This is a genomic window from Microbispora sp. NBRC 16548 (assembly GCF_030268985.1).
In the GTDB taxonomy this organism is placed as follows: domain Bacteria; phylum Actinomycetota; class Actinomycetes; order Streptosporangiales; family Streptosporangiaceae; genus Microbispora; species Microbispora catharanthi.
On sequence record NZ_BSSF01000003.1, the window covers coordinates 500567 to 516212 of the forward strand.

The following is a 15646-nucleotide window of genomic DNA, read 5'->3' on the forward strand; positions in this document are numbered from 1 at the left end:
GCCACATTGCGAACGAGCGTGAAAGGTGCGGATCGGGTTTCTCAATATCCCGCAAATTCGGATGTGCGGCACGAGGAGGCCGACAGCCGCTCATCACAATGACGCCATGACCAACGTATCCGTTGTGATCCCCTGTTACCGATCCGCCCGGACACTGCCGGCCCTGGTGGAACGCCTTCTCGCCGTTCTGCCCGCCGCCGCGAACCTCTTCGAGGTCGTGCTCGTCGTGGACGGCTCGCCCGACGACACGTGGGAGGTGGCCCAGGGCCTCGTCGAGCGGCACGACAGCGTCCGCGCCGTGCTGCTGGCCCGCAACTACGGGCAGCACAACGCCCTGGTCGCGGGCATCCGGTGCGCGCGTTACGAGGTCATGGTGACGATGGACGACGACCTGCAGCATCCGCCGGAGGAGATTCCCCGGCTCCTGGCGGGCCTGGGGCCCGACCTCGACATCGTGTACGGAGTGCCGAGCGGCGGGACGCACGGGCGAATCCGCGATTTCGCCTCCAAATCGCTGAAGTCTGGCCTTTCCGGGCGGTTCGGCGCGGAAAACGGCGCGGACATCTCCGCGTTCCGCGCCTTCCGGAGTTTCCTGCGGGAGTCGCTGGACGGCGTCGGGGGCCCGCACACGCAGATCGACATCGCCTTCTCCTGGGCGACCACCAGGGTCGGCACCGTAGAGGTGCGGATGCAGAGCCGGCTCGTCGGCCGCTCCAACTACACGCCCGCGATGCTCGTCCGCCACGCGATCGGCGTGTTCGTCGGGTACAGCACGCTCCCGCTGCGCCTGGTGACCTATTTCGGCCTGCTGACCGGGGCGTTCGGCATCGTCCTGCTGACGGTCTTCCTGTGGACGTACTGGTCGGGCGACAGCACGGTGAAGGGCTTCACCTCGACCGCGTCGATGATCGCGTTGTTCGCGTCCGCCCAGATGATCGCGCTGGGCATCATCGGGGAGTACCTCGGCAGGATCCACGTCGAGAGGATGGGACGCCCCACCTACATCGTCCGCACCCGGGTGGAGAGCGGTGCGGCGCAGCCGATGACGGTGACGGGCGGGCCTGAGGGGTGGAGCGCGTGAAGCGGGTCGCCATCGTGCAGTCGAACTACATCCCCTGGAAGGGGTACTTCGACCTGATCGCGCACGTCGACGAGTTCATCCTGTTCGACGACGTGCAGTACACCGACAGGGACTGGCGCAACCGCAACCTGATCAAGACGGCGGCCGGACCGAAGTGGCTGTCGATCCCGGTACGGCGGGGCCCGCGCGGCCGCCTGATCAACGAGGTGGTCGCGAGCGACATGGAGTGGCCCCGCGCGCACTGGCTCCTGCTCGCGCAGACCTACCGCAAGGCCCCCTGCTTCGAGGAGGTCGCGCCGGCGGTCGAACGGCTCTACCTCGACTGCCGCGGCGACCGGCTGTCGGACATCAACCGGCACTTCCTGGAAGGATTGCTGGATCTGCTCGGCATCCCGGCGATCCTCAGCCGCGCCGAGGACTACGGCGCGGCGGGCGCCAAGACCGAGCGTCTTGTGGACCTGTGCCGCAAGGCGGGCGCCGACGAGTACCTCACCGGCCCGGCCGCCCGCGCGTACCTGGACGAGAGCCTCTTCGACCGGGCCGGGATCGGGGTCCGGTGGTTCGACTACTCCGGCTATCCGGAGTATCCGCAGGCGCACCCGCCGTTCGACCACCACGTCAGCGTGCTCGATCTGATCTTCAACACCGGGCCGGCCGCCGCCCGATATCTCAAGAGCGCGCGGTATCTCAAGAGCGCTCAGCGCTCCGCAGCCGGGCCGGCGATCTCGTAGACGGTGAAGTCCCCGGAGCGGAACCGCGGGGCGGCGACGTCTCCGAGCCTCGCGCCGGGGACCGTCAGCCGCTCGTCCACGAACAGCCAGCGCACCCCGTAACGGTCCCGCAGCGACCGGGCCGCCTGCGCCGAGGGCGCGGCGAACAGCGCCTCGTTCGCCCGGAGCCGCTCGCGGTCCCAGAACGGCAGATACCAGAGCACCTGGCCCGGACTCCACCGGTCCAGGTTCGCCGTCGCGTACGCCCATCCCTCGACGAGCACCCGCCGCTCGGTCAGCGCAGACACCCAGGCCGCGCGGCTGTCGCAGGGGCCGTCGACGCCGAGGCGGCAGTGCAGGTTCGTGGCGACGACGTCGCCGGGACGGGAATGGTCGCGCAGCCACCGCGCGGCGGTCACGATGCCCTGCGGCATCGCCTCGGCCCGCGCCCCGCGCTCGGCGTCCTCCGCCGCGACCACCGGGGCCTTGTAGGTCACCGGAAGCACCCGGGTGAACCAGGCGGCCGGCGCGGCGAACGCCGAGGTCACGGCCAGCGTGAGAGCGAACGAGCGCGGTCCGCCGCGCCGCGCGGCCACCAGCCCGACCGCGGTCAACCCCACGAAGACCAGCAGGGCGGCGTACGGCAGGGCGAGCACGCCGAGGGACTCGCCGTCGGGCAGCGGGACCCGCACGTCGCAGAGGATCCGGATGCAGTAGGCGGCGACGGCTCCGGCGCCGGCGGCGCACACGATGGACAGCGGCGACGTCCCCGACCGGCGCACGACGGTGACGAGCCCGTAGACCGAGACGATCGCCAGATAGGGATAGGGCGCCTGGAGGAAGTAGATCTCCGACAGGCCGGGATGCCCGAAGAGCAGCGCCACGACCAGCCCGGCCAGGCTCATGCCGAGGGTCAGCACGACGGCGGGCCTGGCGAGCGCCCGGGGCCGGCTGAGCAGGCCGAGCGTCCCGCACCAGGCGACGGCTCCGGACAGGACGCACAGGAGGGTGAGCCCGAGGACCGTCGTCACCGGCCCCCCGAGCGGCCCTCCGTCGCCGACCACGCCGCCCCACGTCACGCGCATCAGGGACAGCGGGGCGGCCGTCGTTCCGCCGCGCACCCCGCCGTACAGGACGAGCTGGGCGTACATCAGGAAGGCGGCGCTCATGCCGAGAGCCGCCAGAGCCGGGCCCGGCGGGCGGCGGCGCCGCACCGCCTCGACGACGGCCACCGCCGCCAGGCCCGCCGTGAGCAGGGGCAGGTACGTCGCCTTGGCCCCCATGACGGCCGCCAGGAAGACCCCCAGCAGGAGCCACTCCCGCGGATTCCGCCGGTTCTCCAGGAGCCGCCGGTTCTCCAGCAGATCGGTCAGCAGGAGGAAGACCGGGACGAACAGCAGCGCGCCGAAGGTCTGAGTGGGGCTCGACCACGACTGCACGGGCTTCCACACCAGCGCCCCGCCAACCGAGCCGAGGTAGAGGTTGGGCGCCGCGACGAGGAAGACGGCGGCGAGGGCGAGCAGCGCCGCGGCCCGCGACCCGGTCACGCGCCGGGCGACCATGCCCAGCAGGACGACGAGCGCCGCGATCATCGGCAGCATGCCGAGGCGGAACAGCAGCACCAGCGGCTCGACGCCGGTCACCCAGCTCGCCGCGGCGAAGTGGGCGTAGACGAACCAGTGGTACGGCAGGGACTCTCCCGCGACGATCGGCATCGTCGGAGGCACGTGGTGCCGCAGCTCGCCGATGAACGCCAGGTGCAGGGGCATGTCGGGGTACGACGCACCGAGCGCCGGCCAGGTGAGGGCCTGCGTCCGGAAGAAGTTGACGGCGCTCCAGATCACGAGGTAGGCGACGACGAGGGCCAGCGACCAGGACCACCAGACCGGCGAGCGGGCCGTGGCGGGGGCGCTCCTCCAGTGCCGCCGCAGGCGGGGCACGAGGAGGAAGGCGGCGTACGTCGCGACCGGCCACGCGAGGACGAGCAGCGGCGCCCCCACGGCGCGGGCCGCGACGTAGGCGAACACCTCCAGGGCGTATCCGAGGGCCAGGCCGAGCGCGACCTCCTCGGCCCGGGAGCGGTCACCCCGGTAGAGGGCCCGGACCAGCAGCGTTCCCGGCACCGCGAGACAGGCGACGACGTAGCCGCAGAAACGGGCCATGTCGGAGACGCGGACGCCGTAGCGGCTCAGCGCGACCGCTGTCAGCGCGAGCACCACGACGGCCGGCGCCCATCTCACCGGCATTCGCCGCGCCGGTGCGCCGTTCGCCGGCGCGGCATTCATCGCCGCACCGGTCATCGATTCCTGCGGGGATTTCATCGGGCTCCGGGTCCGCGGACTTCCCCCGGTCGCGCTCCTCGCGACCGAATCGAACAGCGCTTTCCCATTCGATCGGGGCGGGCCCGTCGCAGGGATTTCCCGAGGCGAGGTGTCAGCCATGCGTGCGATTCTCGCGGCGGCGGCACCGCGAATTCGCCCGCGACCTCGTTCCGGGCGGAATCCTTGACATTCTTTTGCGGGTGTCCCGCTCACCGGCCGGAAACGCGGAAATCGCGAATCGCCTTTCCGGCGTCCCGTGAAACTCCGTCACGAAGGACGGTGCGCCCGCACGACCAGGGTGACTCCCGGAAGCGATTTGACGGGCAGATATCTCTCGGCCGCGACCACGGCGCCCAGACCCAGGTTGACCAGGCGCGGCACGTCCGTGACGTCGGAGCCGCTGGTGCGCTTCCTGCGCCAGGCCACGATCGGCCGCATCAGCACGTTCCAGCTCCACATGCGGTCGACGACCAGTCCGGCCCCGCGCAGCAGGGCGGTCAGTTCCTCCCGGGCGTACCTGCGGAAGTGGAAGGACGCCACGTCGTGCGCCGACCACAGCGCCATGTCGCACGGGACCGTGATCAGCGCGCGAGCACCCGGCCGCAGCACGCGCACCAGCTCACGGGCGGCCGTGTGGTCGTCCTCGATGTGCTCGAGCACGTCGAATGCGAGCACGAGGTCGAAGGACTCGCCGGGCAGCGGCAGGTCGCACGCGTCGGCGTGGATCGCCCGCAGGCCCCGCCGGACGGCCAGCTCGACCGCGGTCTCGGAGTAGTCGGCCGCCAGCGCGTCCCACCCGTGCTCGACCAGCACGCGCGTGTTGCCGCCGCCCGCGGCGCCGATGTCGAGTGCCCTGCCGGGCGGGCCGAGCCGCCGCAGCTCCCGGGCGAGCATGGCGCGCCGCTCCCGGTACCACCAGTGCCGGTCCTCCAGCTCGACCGTACGGCGGATGTCAGTGGCCTCCATGGGCAGCCTTCCCTGTTGATCAGTTCTTACGGCGGGCCGGAAACGTCCAGAGTCTGTGCACCAGGTAGCTCAGCGGCACGTTCACGACGATGACCACCGCCTGGGCCACCATGATCGGAATCCCGGCGAGCTCCACCAGGAGCGGAACGCCCGTGACCGACGCCGCGAGGAAGCCCAGCCCGACGGCGTAGAACCGCAGGTGGCCCAGCACCCAGGACGATCCGGACACGCGGAAGACCATCAGCCGATACCACGGATAGACGACGACCGAGGCGGCGAACTGGCTGGTCACGAGCAGGATGAGGTAAGGGACCCGATGCCCGAGCGCGGCCAGTTGGACGCCGAGGATCGCGTAGTACACCACGGCCGACATCGCGCCGCTGCCCAGGTAGAGCACGCGCCGCCGGTCGAGCGCCGCGGACAGGACCCGCCGCGCGAGGTGACGGCGCGCCGCGGGCGGGCGGCCTCCGGCGTCCGTGCCGCGCCGGTCGCCGGAGGGCACGGCCGGCCGGCGATCGTGACGCGGACCGGGACCCGGGCCGTGACCCCGGGTGGATCCCGGCGCGTGCCCTGACGTGGATTTCGGGGCGAACCCGGCGGCGTTCCGACCCACTGTCAGCGCACCTCGTAGCCGCGCACCGCGTCGACGACACGAGCCGCGCCGGCCTCGCCGAGACCCGCGAACAGCGGCAGCCGTACGAGCCGGTCCGCGACGTTCTCGGTGACCGGGCAGCCGCCGGGGGCGGTCCTGCCGTGCCGCAGACCGGCCGGGGAGCTGTGCAGCGGCTGGTAGTGGAACGCCGCCTGCACGCCGTGCGCCGCGAGGTGGGCGATGAACGCCTGCCGGTTGCGCAGGTCGGGCAGGAGCAGGTGATAGAGGTGCGCCGGATGCGCGCGGTCGCCGGGAACGGCCGGCTGCGCCACCCCGTTCTCGGCCGCCCAGTCCGCCAGTCCCTCGTGGTAGTCGCGCCAGACCGCCTGGCGCAGCCGCTGGATCGTGCCGAACGACTCCAGCTGGGCGGTCAGCATGGCGGCCAGGACGTCCGAGGGCAGATAGCTCGACCCGATGTCGACCCACTGATACTTGTCGACCTGTCCCCGGAAGAACCGGCTGCGGTCCGTGCCCTTCTCCCGGATGATCTCGGCACGGGCGGCGAGGGCGGCGTCGTTGACGAGCAGGGCGCCCCCCTCCCCGCACTGCACGTTCTTCGTCGCGTGGAAGCTCTGCGCCGCCATGCACCCGAACGACCCGAGGGGCCGCCCCCGGTAGGAGCCGCCCAGCCCGTGCGCGTTGTCCTCGATCAGGGCCAGGCCGTGGCGTCGCGCCACCGCGCCGATCGCGTCCATCTCGCAGCCCACCCCGGCGTAGTGGACGACCACCACGGCCCTGGTCCGCTCGGTGATCGCGGCCTCGATCAGGCGTTCGTCGATGTTCAGGGTGTCGGGCCTGCAGTCCACGAACACCGGCACCGCCCCGCGCAGGGCGTAGGCGTTGGCGGTCGACACGAACGTGAACGACGGCATGAGGACCTCGTCGCCGGGCCGCAGGTCCAGCAGGATCGCCGACATCTCCAGGGCGTGCGTGCACGAGGTCGTCAGCAGGGCGCGGCCGGCGCCGGTCAGTTCGCACAGGAGCCGGCCGGCCCGCTCGGTGAACGGCCCGTCCCCGCAGGTGGACCCTCGGCGTATCGCCTCAGAGAGGTAGGCGAGCTCGTTGTCCGCGACGTGGGTCCGGTTGAAGGGGACAGCCTTCAGGCTGGTTGTGCTCACCGCCGTAGTGAACAACGGCCCCGCGCCCCCGCCCCGCCGCCGCCGCGCGTGGTTGGCGAATCATGGCGCAAGCCTTACGACGGGGGCGGGGGCCGGCCGGGCTATCTGGCGTTGACGACCTGCACCACCTCGTTCGAGGTGCTGGGCGCGAAGCGCACCCACGCCTCGGCCTGCGCCGTGAGACCGCCGAGGTAGACGGCGGTGATGTGGTGCTCCCCGATCGACAGCGCCGAGGTCGTGAACGTGGCGGGCGTGTCGGCGCCGGTCTGCATGCCCGAGCCGATGACGACGCCGTTGTCCTTGAAGACCACCCTCCCGGCGGGCACCAGCGTGCCACTGCGGGGACGCACCCGCGCGGTGAACGTGACCGGGAACTTCGCCTGGGAGGGGTTCGGCGAGGAGGTCAGCTGGGTCGTCGTGCCGGGGTCGAACGGCAGCGTGACGCGGGTCGGCGGCGGGACGATCGCGTCGACCTCGTTCGCGCGGTCGATCCCGTTGTCCGCCTCGGTGGTGCCCTCGATCGTGACCGTGTTGTCGAGCAGGAGGGTCCGCCCGTCGATGACGGCGCCCTCCGCGACCTTGATCGAGCCGCGGGCCAGGACGGTGCCGCGGAAGGTGGAGTACGTCCCGAGGGTTGCGCCCTCGGTGGCCTGCCAGAAGATGTTGTCCGCCTGTGCTCCGCCAATCAGCATGACGTTGCTGACCCTGGCCGTGGTCAGCGTGCTCGCGCGGAAGATGAAGACCGCGTCCGGGTTCCCCCCGGCGTCGATGGTGAGCGTCCCGTCGATGCGGAACGTCCCGTCCGCCGAGTCGTAGACGCCGGGGGTCCTGCGGGTCCCGCCGAGTTCGGCGGGCACGGTGACGGCGGGGCCCCGATCCGAGATGTCGTCGTACGCGGCGGTCGCGTCGTCCATCACCTGCGCCGCCTCGGCGTCACCGGCGTGAACCTCCCCCTCGACCACGCCCGGCGGGAAGCCGGTGACGGCGGTGCCGGGGCTCACGTCGACGTCCCCGGTGATCAGGGTCGCGTTCGCGCTGATGACCGTGCCCGCCGCCAGCACCGCCGTGTGCTCGGCGGCGCCGAGGTCGACCGGGGGCTGGTCCGCGCTCGCACGGCCGTCCATCACGACGAGGACGCCCGCGATCAGGGCGGCGACGAGGGCCGCGTACACCCACACCGCGGTGGCGCCGCGTGGGAGAAACCGGCGGTGACCGGCGACTGCCGCCATGAGAGGACTCCTCCTTCTCGGGGATCCGGCCTTGCCGCGTGATCGGCCCGGACGGGTCGATCGGCGGGTCGCGGCGGCCTGCCCGCGCGTAAGCATTGGGTAAGGGGATCGGCAGGGGCGCGGCCGGACACCGGGCGGGGGCGTTTTGTTGCCCGTTCTTTGCCCGGCGCCGGCCGTTTCGTTCAGCCCTGCTGGAACACGACGTCGACCCAGTAGTTCGACGATCGGAAGGTGCTGGCCGGGAAGGTGTCGGTGGCGCTGTAGGCGTACACCCCGTTGCCGCCCGACGCGCTGTCGGAGGGCGCGGTCAGGGGTCCGTTGCTGCGCGGCGAGGTGAAGTACGGCCTGGTCAGCGAGTAGCGCCCCGAGGTGTGGTACGAGACGACATAGGTGGTGCCCGCGGTGATGGGAACGGGATCGGGGAAGTCGACCTGCTGCCACCCACTGGCGGTCTCGTTCGCGAAGGTCGCGGTCGCCAGCTGCGTGCCGCCGGTCGTCCACAGGCTGCCGATGTGGGTCCCGGTGTTCTGCGGGCCCTTGTAGAAGCGGACGCCGGTGACCAGGCCGCCGGTCGTGGAGGTGAACTTCACGCCGAGCGTCGCGTCCTGGTCGTCGGGCTGGTTGACGACCGCGGGGGTATCGGTGTTGTCCCAGAGCGTCTGCGCGGGAGTGAACATCACGTCGACCCAGTAGTTCGACGCCCGGTAGCTGCTGGTCGGGAAGGTGTCGGTGGCGCTGTAGGCGTACACCCCGTTGCCGCCGGACGCGTTGTCGGAGGGCGCGGTCAGGGGCCCGTTGGTGTACTGGTTGTTGAAGTACGGCCGGTCCATCGCGTAGAAGCCGGACGTGGTGTGGTACGACGCGATGTACGTGGTGCCGGAGCTGATGGCGACGGGGTTGGGGAAGTCCATCCGCTGCCACCCGGTGTCGGTCTCGTTCGTGAAGGTCACGGTGGCGAGCTTCTGGCCGCCGGCCGTCCATAAGCTGCCGGTGTGGGTCCCGGTGTTCTGCGGGCCCTTGTAGAACCGGATGCCCGTGATCACGCCGTCCACCGCCGACTGGAACTTCACGCCGACCACCACCGCCTGCGGGTCGTTCCGTGACGCCTGGTCGGGGGTCACGCTGTCGCTCCACAGACTGACGCTCGACACGCTCTGCACCAGCTCCGGCGACGTGCTCGGGGCGAAGTGGATGACCTGCTCGCCGTTGAAGGTGTCGCCGCCGAGGTAGACGGCCGTGATCCGGTGCTGCCCGGCGGCGAGGCTCGACGTGGTGAGCTTGGCGGGATGCCCGTCGTCGTGGTAGTCCGTGCCGATGACCGTCGTCCCGTCCTTGAACGCCACGTAGCCCGCGGGGACGATCGACCCCGACTGCGCCTGGACGTTGGCCGTGAAGGTCACCCCGTCGCCCGTGTCGGACGGGTTGAGCGAGGAGGTCAGGGTCGTGGTCGTGGGCGGGTTGTTCGGCACCGTCACGCGGGTGGCCGGGAGGCTCGTGGTGCCCTGCAGGCCGATCGTGTTGTTGAGCGAGAACAGGCGTCCGTACACCGCGGCGCCCGAGCTGACCGACACCGCGCCGGAGGCGAGCACGTTCCCCCGGAAGGTGCAGAACGTGCCCAGCGACGCGGTGCCCGTGAGCTCCCAGTACACGTTGTCTTCTTGGGCGCCGTTGATCAGGGCGATGTTGCTCACGCCGCCGGCGGTGAGGGTGGAGCCCCGGAAGACGAAGACGGCGTCTGGGTCGGCCTGCGCGTCGAGCGTGAGCGTGCCGTTGATGTTGAAGGGGCCGCCGGTGGAGTCGTAGACGCCGGGGGGCCTGGTCGTCCCGCCGAGGGCGGGCGGGATCGTGGCGTTCGAGGGCATGACGGCGATGGTGTTGTACGCGTCGACCACGTCGGCCTTCGCGGCGGCGGCGGCGGCGCCGGTCCGGATGGAGCCGCTCACGGTGCCGGGCGGGAAGCCGGTCACCGTGGTCCCTGGGCTCACCCCGAGGTCTCCGGTGATCGAGGTGAGGTTCGTGTTCGTCACCGACGTCCCCGCCAGCACCGCGTAGGTGTCGGCGTCGCCGACGGTCAGGGGCGGGTCGGCGCTCGCGCCTCCGGGGATCGCGACCCCCAGTGCGAGGACGGCGAGCAGCGCCGTGAGGGTGGCCGAAAGGCGGCGCCGGACGGTTCCGCCGGAGCCGGGGCGGCGTCCGCCACCCGTCTTCCGCAGGGCGGGCTCCCGCCCGCGTTTCATCGCATTGCCATTCATTTCCCGACCTTTCTCGCGTAACCGGACGAATGCCACATAACCATGCGCGTCGCAGTGGGACTTTCTATGCGAATCGACTCGCGGAGCCGACAGATGCGATGCGCAAACGATGACGCGAAGAAGGCCGCCACGGAATGGGTGATTGCCTCGCCGATGAAGAGGATCTATGCGCGGGCGAAAAAGATCTACGAAATGCCCGCTCGGGTTGGATAGTACTCCAGGGCCTTCGGAGTTTCCATACGGTGCGCTCCCTTTGCTGCGTCCACCTCCCCTTTAATCGCATTTCCAGATAAGCGAATCGCCTTTTCCGCCCCGGACGTTTCCGGCGGGCCGGGCGGGAGCGCCGCCCGGCCCCGGACGGTCAGGACAGGACGGTGAACGGACGGCAGTTGCCCGGCCAGGCGGGGACTCCGCCGGTGCCCGGCGCCGGGAAGACCGTGCACCGGGTCTGCGCCACCCGATCGGCGGTGGCCACGGTCACGTACAGGTCGTTGCCCGTGCCCGCGAGCTCGGCGTCCACCGAGACGGCCAGCACGCCGCCGGGGTAGCCCGCGACGTGGGACAGGTCGTACCAGGTGTTCGTACGGGGATCCCTGACCAGGGTCCTGCCGTCACCGGGGACGCGGCCGAGGAACGTCAGGAGCGAGCCTGGATTGCCGACGAACGAGCTCGAGTCCACGCTCGTCGTGGGGCCGGCGGGCCCGGGTGGGCCTTGCGGACCGGCCTTCCCCTCCGGTCCGGCCGGTCCCTGAGGTCCTGCGGGACCCGCGGGCCCGGGTGGTCCTTCCGGCCCGGTCTTTCCCTCGGGTCCTTCCGGTCCTGCGGGTCCTTCGGGTCCTTCGGGTCCGGCCGGTCCTTCCCGCCCTTCCGGCCCGGGTGGCCCCTGCGGCCCCCGCTCGCCGGTCTCCCCCGCCGGCCCGGCCGGGCCCGCGGCTCCCCGCTCGCCGGACGAGCCGAACGGGACGAATGGACCGGCCGGCCCACCGGCTCCGGACAGCCAGGGCGGCGCGGACATGAAGGGCCCGGCGGCGCCACTCGAGTCGCGGGGCCCGCCGTCGTCGTCCCACAGAGGTACGGCTGCCGCGGGGCCGGCCGGCCGCACCGGCGCGGCGACCTTCGTCGCCCCCGGCGGCGCGGACGGCGGAGCGGCAGCGACGCCTTCTCCGGCCTCGTCGTCCCAGGGCCAGGGCGGCGCGGCGAACGTGTCGGTGGCCCCTCCCCGTGCGCCCCGCCCGTCCGTCGGGCGTACGCCCCGCGGCGCGCACGGCCGCTTCTTCGCCTTCTTCGCGCCGCGGTTCGCCGAACCGTGCGGAAGCCCGGACCCGGGACCGCATTCCGTGCCCGCCTTCGGCCCTCGCGGGCCGTGGCCGAGGGTCGCGGACGTGGTCCCGCTCGCCGTGACGCCCGCGTCGGCCGGAGCGGACAGCGCCATGACCCCGCCGGCGACCACCCCGGCGACCACTGTGGCGACCACCGCGGCGACGGCACGCCGCAGTGCGCCCGTCCCGCCGGGCGACCGCGACGTCGCCCCACTTTCCCGAGGATTCACGCGAACCCGTCCTTCCAGCGAGAAATCCAGCTTCTGATGCCCACTCCCGGGCCGGCGCGAAATCCCGGCGAATTCTTTTCCCGGGGAAACCGCCACGTGGGTGTTCCGGCCGCCGGATGGCCGGGGCGCGCCGATTCCACACGCATCCCTCGCCCTGCTCTTTGAGGGTGGTTTACCCGGCCCCGCACCGGCGGCGCTTACAGAGCGCGCGAAATGCGAAACGGCATCCGCCCTGCAGGGAACTCTCCGCTTCTGCGCATGTCGCCGGGCGATATGCGGTCGCCGCTATCCTTCGCTAGCCGTCCTCAGCTTAAGGCGTTCCGCCGCGCGAACCAGAGGTTGTACATGCCAGGCGAATGGAAAACAATCGGCGCTGCCCGGAAAACAGGATTTCCCGGCGCCGCGCGCATTTTCGGCACCGTGCTGACGGCCGCGGCCGTCCTCCTCGCCACAGCCTGGGCTCCGGTGCCCGCCGAAGACTCCGGCAAAGACCTGGGCCAGGGCGACGTGAAGATCGTAGGCACGCGCCCCTCCGGCTCGCCGCAGGGCACGCCCACGCCCAACGCCAAGCTTTCCCCCGGTGCTTCCACAGGTGCCTCCACAGGCGCCACCACGAGCGGGCCCACGCGCGCCCCGCGCCTCGGCGGCTGGCGGCACCTGCGTCTCGGCCACGGCCGTGCATCCCGTCAGACGTGCCCGCCGGGGTCGATCATCTGCGTCGAGAACAGCCTGCCGGGCAGTCCGCCCTCGGAATGGGACGTGCCCGGTGCGGGCAGCCCGACGATCACCGGCTACGCCACCCAGATGAGCGTCAACGCGGGACAGACCCAGCAGTTCAAGGTGAACGCCCCGTCGATCACCTCCTGGAAGATCGACATCTACCGGGTCGGTTACTACAGCGGTCTCGGTGCGCGGAAGATCGCCACAGTCAACCCCTCGGTCCCGCTGCCGCAGGCGCAGCCCGCCTGCCTGAGCGACACGACGACGGGCCTGGTCGACTGCGGCAACTGGAGCGTCTCGGCCTCCTGGACGGTGCCGGCCGACGCCGTCTCCGGCGTCTACCTCGCGAACTTCACCCGCACCGACGGCACCAGCGGCGTCAGCCAGAACATCTTCGTCGTCAGGAACGACGCGCGTAATTCCGACATCCTCGTGCAGACCTCCGACGCGACCTGGCAGGCGTACAACACCTACGGCGGCAACAGCCTGTACAAGGGCCTGCCCGTGGGCCGCGCCTTCAAGGTCAGCTACAACCGCCCGGTCATCACCCGCGCCGGATGGCCGGAGACCTATTTCTTCAACGCCGAATACCCGATGATCAGATGGCTGGAGTCCAACAGCTACGACGTGAGCTACACCAGCAGCGTCGACACGGTGACCAGCGGCGCCCAGCTGCTGAACCACAAGGTGTTCTTCTCCTCCGGGCACGCCGAGTACTGGTCGCAGGAGATGCGCGACAACGTCATCAACGCCAAGAACAAGGGCGTCAACATCGCCTTCTTCACCGGCAACGAGATGTTCTGGAAGACGAGGTGGGAGAGCAGCATCGACCCCTCGGCGACCCCGAACCGGACGATGGTCTGCTACAAGGAGACCGTCGCCAACATGAAGATCGATCCGAGTCCAACCTGGACCGGGACCTGGCGGGATCCGCGTTTCGCCCAGCCGCCCAACGGCGGCTATCCGGAGAACGCCATGACCGGGACGCTCTTCATGATCAACGGCAACGTCAACAACGCGATCACCGTTCCCGCGGAGTACGCCCCGATGCGCCTGTGGCGCAACACCTCGATCGCGAACCTGCAGCCCGGGCAGGTCGCCACCTTCCCGAACGGGACGCTCGGCTACGAGTGGGACGAGGCGCCGGACAACTCTTTCGCTCCGGCGGGACTGGTCCTGTTCTCCAAGACCACCGTGGCCACCACCACCAAGTTCCTGCTCGACTTCGGCGCGACGTACGGCGCCGGGATCGCCACCCACAGCCTCGTCCTCTACCGCGACCCGAGCGGTGCGTACATCTTCGGTGCGGGGACCATCCAGTGGTCGTGGGGGCTGGACGCGGTGCACGACCGGCCGGGCACGCCGACGGACATCCGGATGCAGCAGGCGACGGTGAACCTCCTCGCCGACATGCGGACACAGCCGGCCACCCTGCAGCCGGGCCTGGTCCCGGCCACGCCGTCGACCGACACCGCTCCCCCGACCTCGACGATCACCACCCCGTCGAGCGGCGCCTCGGTGCCCGGCGGCACCACCGTGACGGTCGCCGGAACCGCCGCCGACACCGGAGGCGGCGTCGTGGCGGGAGTCGAGGTGTCGGTCGACGGCGGCACCACGTGGCATCGGGCGACCGGCCGGACCGCCTGGCAGTACGCCTGGACGACGACGAGCGGCCAGGGCCCGGTCACGATCATGTCCCGGGCCGTCGACGACATCGGCAACATCCAGCGGACCCCGGCCAGCAGGTCGGTGACCGTCAACGCGGGCTGCCCGTGCTCCATCTGGTCTCCCGACACCGTGCCCGCCAACGTCACCAAGGACGACAACAAGGCCGTCGAGGTCGGCGTGCGGTTCCGGGTCCGGAGCCCCGGCTACATCTCCGGGATCCGGTTCTACAAGGGCCCGCTGAACACCGGGACGCACGTCGGCAGCCTGTGGACCAACACCGGGCAGTTGCTGGCGCAGGCGACCTTCACGAGCGAGACGGCGACCGGCTGGCAGCAGGTGAACTTCTCGACGCCCGTGCCGGTGAACAACGACGTCACCTACGTCGCCTCCTACCACACCAACACCGGGTTCTACTCGGTCAACCGGGACTACTTCGTCACGCAGTACTCCAACGGCCTGATCACCGGACTGGCGGACGGCGCGGACGGCGGCAACGGGCTCTACACCTACAGCAAGACGAGCACGTTCCCGACCAGCACCTACCGGGCCAGCAACGCCTGGGTCGACGTGGTCTACTCGCAGGCGACCACGCTGTGGGACGAGTCGGCGACACCGGACGTCGTCGCCCAGCCCGACAACAAGGCGGTCACGCTCGGGGTCAAGTTCCAGTCCTCCGTGTCGGGCGCCATCCGGGGGATCCGGTTCTACAAGAGCACCCAGAACACGGGTGCCCACGTGGGCAGCCTGTGGACCGTCGACGGGCAGTTGCTGGCGAACGTGACGTTCACCAACGAGACGCCGTCCGGCTGGCAGCAGGCGCTCTTCTCCACACCCGTGAACATCACGCCGGGCACCACGTACATCGCGTCGTACTTCACGCCGACCGGGTTCTACGCGCTGGACCGGTTCTACTTCACCACCCAGTACAGCCGCGGCCCGCTGACCGCTCTGGCCGACGCCGCGTCCGGCGGCAACGGCGTCTACACCTACGCCGGGACGAACACGTTCCCGACCGCCACCTACCGAGCCTCCAACTACTGGGTGGACGTGCTGTTCGACCCTGCCCAGACACAGGCCGCCGCCCGCCGGGCCCTGCGCTACGGAGTGGACCGGGCGTACGGGAACTCGGTGCCGCACTCGCTTCCGGCGCGGCGCCCCGAGGCGCCGTACGCGCCGGCCCCGCTCGTCCGCGGGACCGGCCGGGCGCAGCGCGACGCCGCGCGGGCGCCGATGCTGGAGAGGTTCTCCTACCTGGCGCGGCCCCGGCGGTCCGGGGTGTTCCATCCGGGAGGCGGCGGGCACGCGCGGCATCCCGGCGGCGGACGGCCGGGCTCTCGGTCGTGAGCGGGGGGCGCGGGACGCCGGGTGGTGTCCCGCGCC

10 protein-coding genes are annotated in these 15646 nt (G+C 71.1%); 3 read left to right on the top strand and 7 right to left on the bottom strand.

The genetic code is table 11. The features are described from left to right. The first annotated feature begins 61 nt into the window (after positions 1 to 61). Both QSK36_RS10160 and QSK36_RS10165 read left to right on the top strand, forming a co-directional pair. A complete protein-coding gene (locus QSK36_RS10160; RefSeq protein WP_502883298.1) occupies positions 62 to 1081 on the top strand; it encodes a glycosyltransferase family 2 protein in 1020 nt (339 codons plus the stop codon). Continuing rightward, positions 1078 to 1812, top strand: a complete 735-nt coding sequence (locus tag QSK36_RS10165; RefSeq protein WP_285782178.1) for a WbqC family protein — start codon at positions 1078 to 1080, stop codon at positions 1810 to 1812. Before QSK36_RS10160 ends, QSK36_RS10165 begins: the two co-directional genes overlap by 4 nt. Here the strand turns inward: QSK36_RS10165 and QSK36_RS10170 are convergent. The 7 genes from QSK36_RS10170 to QSK36_RS10200 all read right to left on the bottom strand — a co-directional run bounded on the left by QSK36_RS10170 (position 1779) and on the right by QSK36_RS10200 (position 11878). Next, the gene (locus QSK36_RS10170; protein WP_285782179.1) at positions 1779 to 4031 is read right to left on the bottom strand and encodes a hypothetical protein; all 2253 of its coding nucleotides are present in this window, start codon (positions 4029 to 4031) and stop codon (positions 1779 to 1781) included. The two genes, QSK36_RS10165 and QSK36_RS10170, sit on opposite strands and share 34 nt — an antisense overlap. A gap of 348 nt (positions 4032 to 4379) precedes the next feature. After that, the gene (locus QSK36_RS10175; RefSeq protein ID WP_182901995.1) at positions 4380 to 5078 is read right to left on the bottom strand and encodes a class I SAM-dependent methyltransferase; all 699 of its coding nucleotides are present in this window, start codon (positions 5076 to 5078) and stop codon (positions 4380 to 4382) included. 19 nt (positions 5079 to 5097) lie between these two features. Then, positions 5098 to 5580 (bottom strand): GtrA family protein, encoded by a 483-nt coding sequence (locus tag QSK36_RS10180; protein WP_183531233.1) that lies wholly within the window; start codon positions 5578 to 5580, stop codon positions 5098 to 5100. Between the two features lie 113 nt (positions 5581 to 5693). Next, a complete protein-coding gene (gene rffA, locus QSK36_RS10185; RefSeq protein WP_285782180.1) occupies positions 5694 to 6848 on the bottom strand; it encodes a dTDP-4-amino-4,6-dideoxygalactose transaminase in 1155 nt (384 codons plus the stop codon). A 101-nt stretch (positions 6849 to 6949) separates the two neighbouring features. Next, on the bottom strand, positions 6950 to 8077 hold the full coding sequence (locus QSK36_RS10190) for an ice-binding family protein (protein WP_285782181.1): 1128 nt from the start codon (positions 8075 to 8077) through the stop codon (positions 6950 to 6952). A gap of 182 nt (positions 8078 to 8259) precedes the next feature. Beyond that, positions 8260 to 10314, bottom strand: a complete 2055-nt coding sequence (locus QSK36_RS10195) for a DUF4082 domain-containing protein (protein ID WP_285782182.1) — start codon at positions 10312 to 10314, stop codon at positions 8260 to 8262. Positions 10315 to 10690: 376 nt separating this feature from the next. Further along, positions 10691 to 11878 carry a hypothetical protein gene (locus QSK36_RS10200; protein ID WP_285782183.1) on the bottom strand — a complete coding sequence of 396 codons (1188 nt, stop codon included), beginning with the start codon at positions 11876 to 11878 and terminating at the stop codon, positions 10691 to 10693. A gap of 420 nt (positions 11879 to 12298) precedes the next feature. On the opposite strand from QSK36_RS10200, the gene QSK36_RS10205 reads away from it, so the two are divergent. Next, complete coding sequence (locus tag QSK36_RS10205; RefSeq protein ID WP_285782184.1) at positions 12299 to 15610, top strand: DUF4082 domain-containing protein; 3312 nt, start codon at positions 12299 to 12301, stop codon at positions 15608 to 15610. Positions 15611 to 15646 lie beyond the last annotated feature (36 nt).

Excerpts from the sequence above, each read along its gene's own strand:
- QSK36_RS10160 (WP_502883298.1), top strand. The coding sequence starts at position 62 with ATGTGCGGCACGAGGAGGCCGACAGCCGCTCATCACAATGACGCCATG.
- QSK36_RS10175 (WP_182901995.1), bottom strand. The coding sequence starts at position 5,078 with ATGGAGGCCACTGACATCCGCCGTACGGTCGAGCTGGAGGACCGGCAC.
- QSK36_RS10190 (WP_285782181.1), bottom strand. The coding sequence starts at position 8,077 with ATGGCGGCAGTCGCCGGTCACCGCCGGTTTCTCCCACGCGGCGCCACC.
- QSK36_RS10195 (WP_285782182.1), bottom strand. The coding sequence starts at position 10,314 with ATGAAACGCGGGCGGGAGCCCGCCCTGCGGAAGACGGGTGGCGGACGC.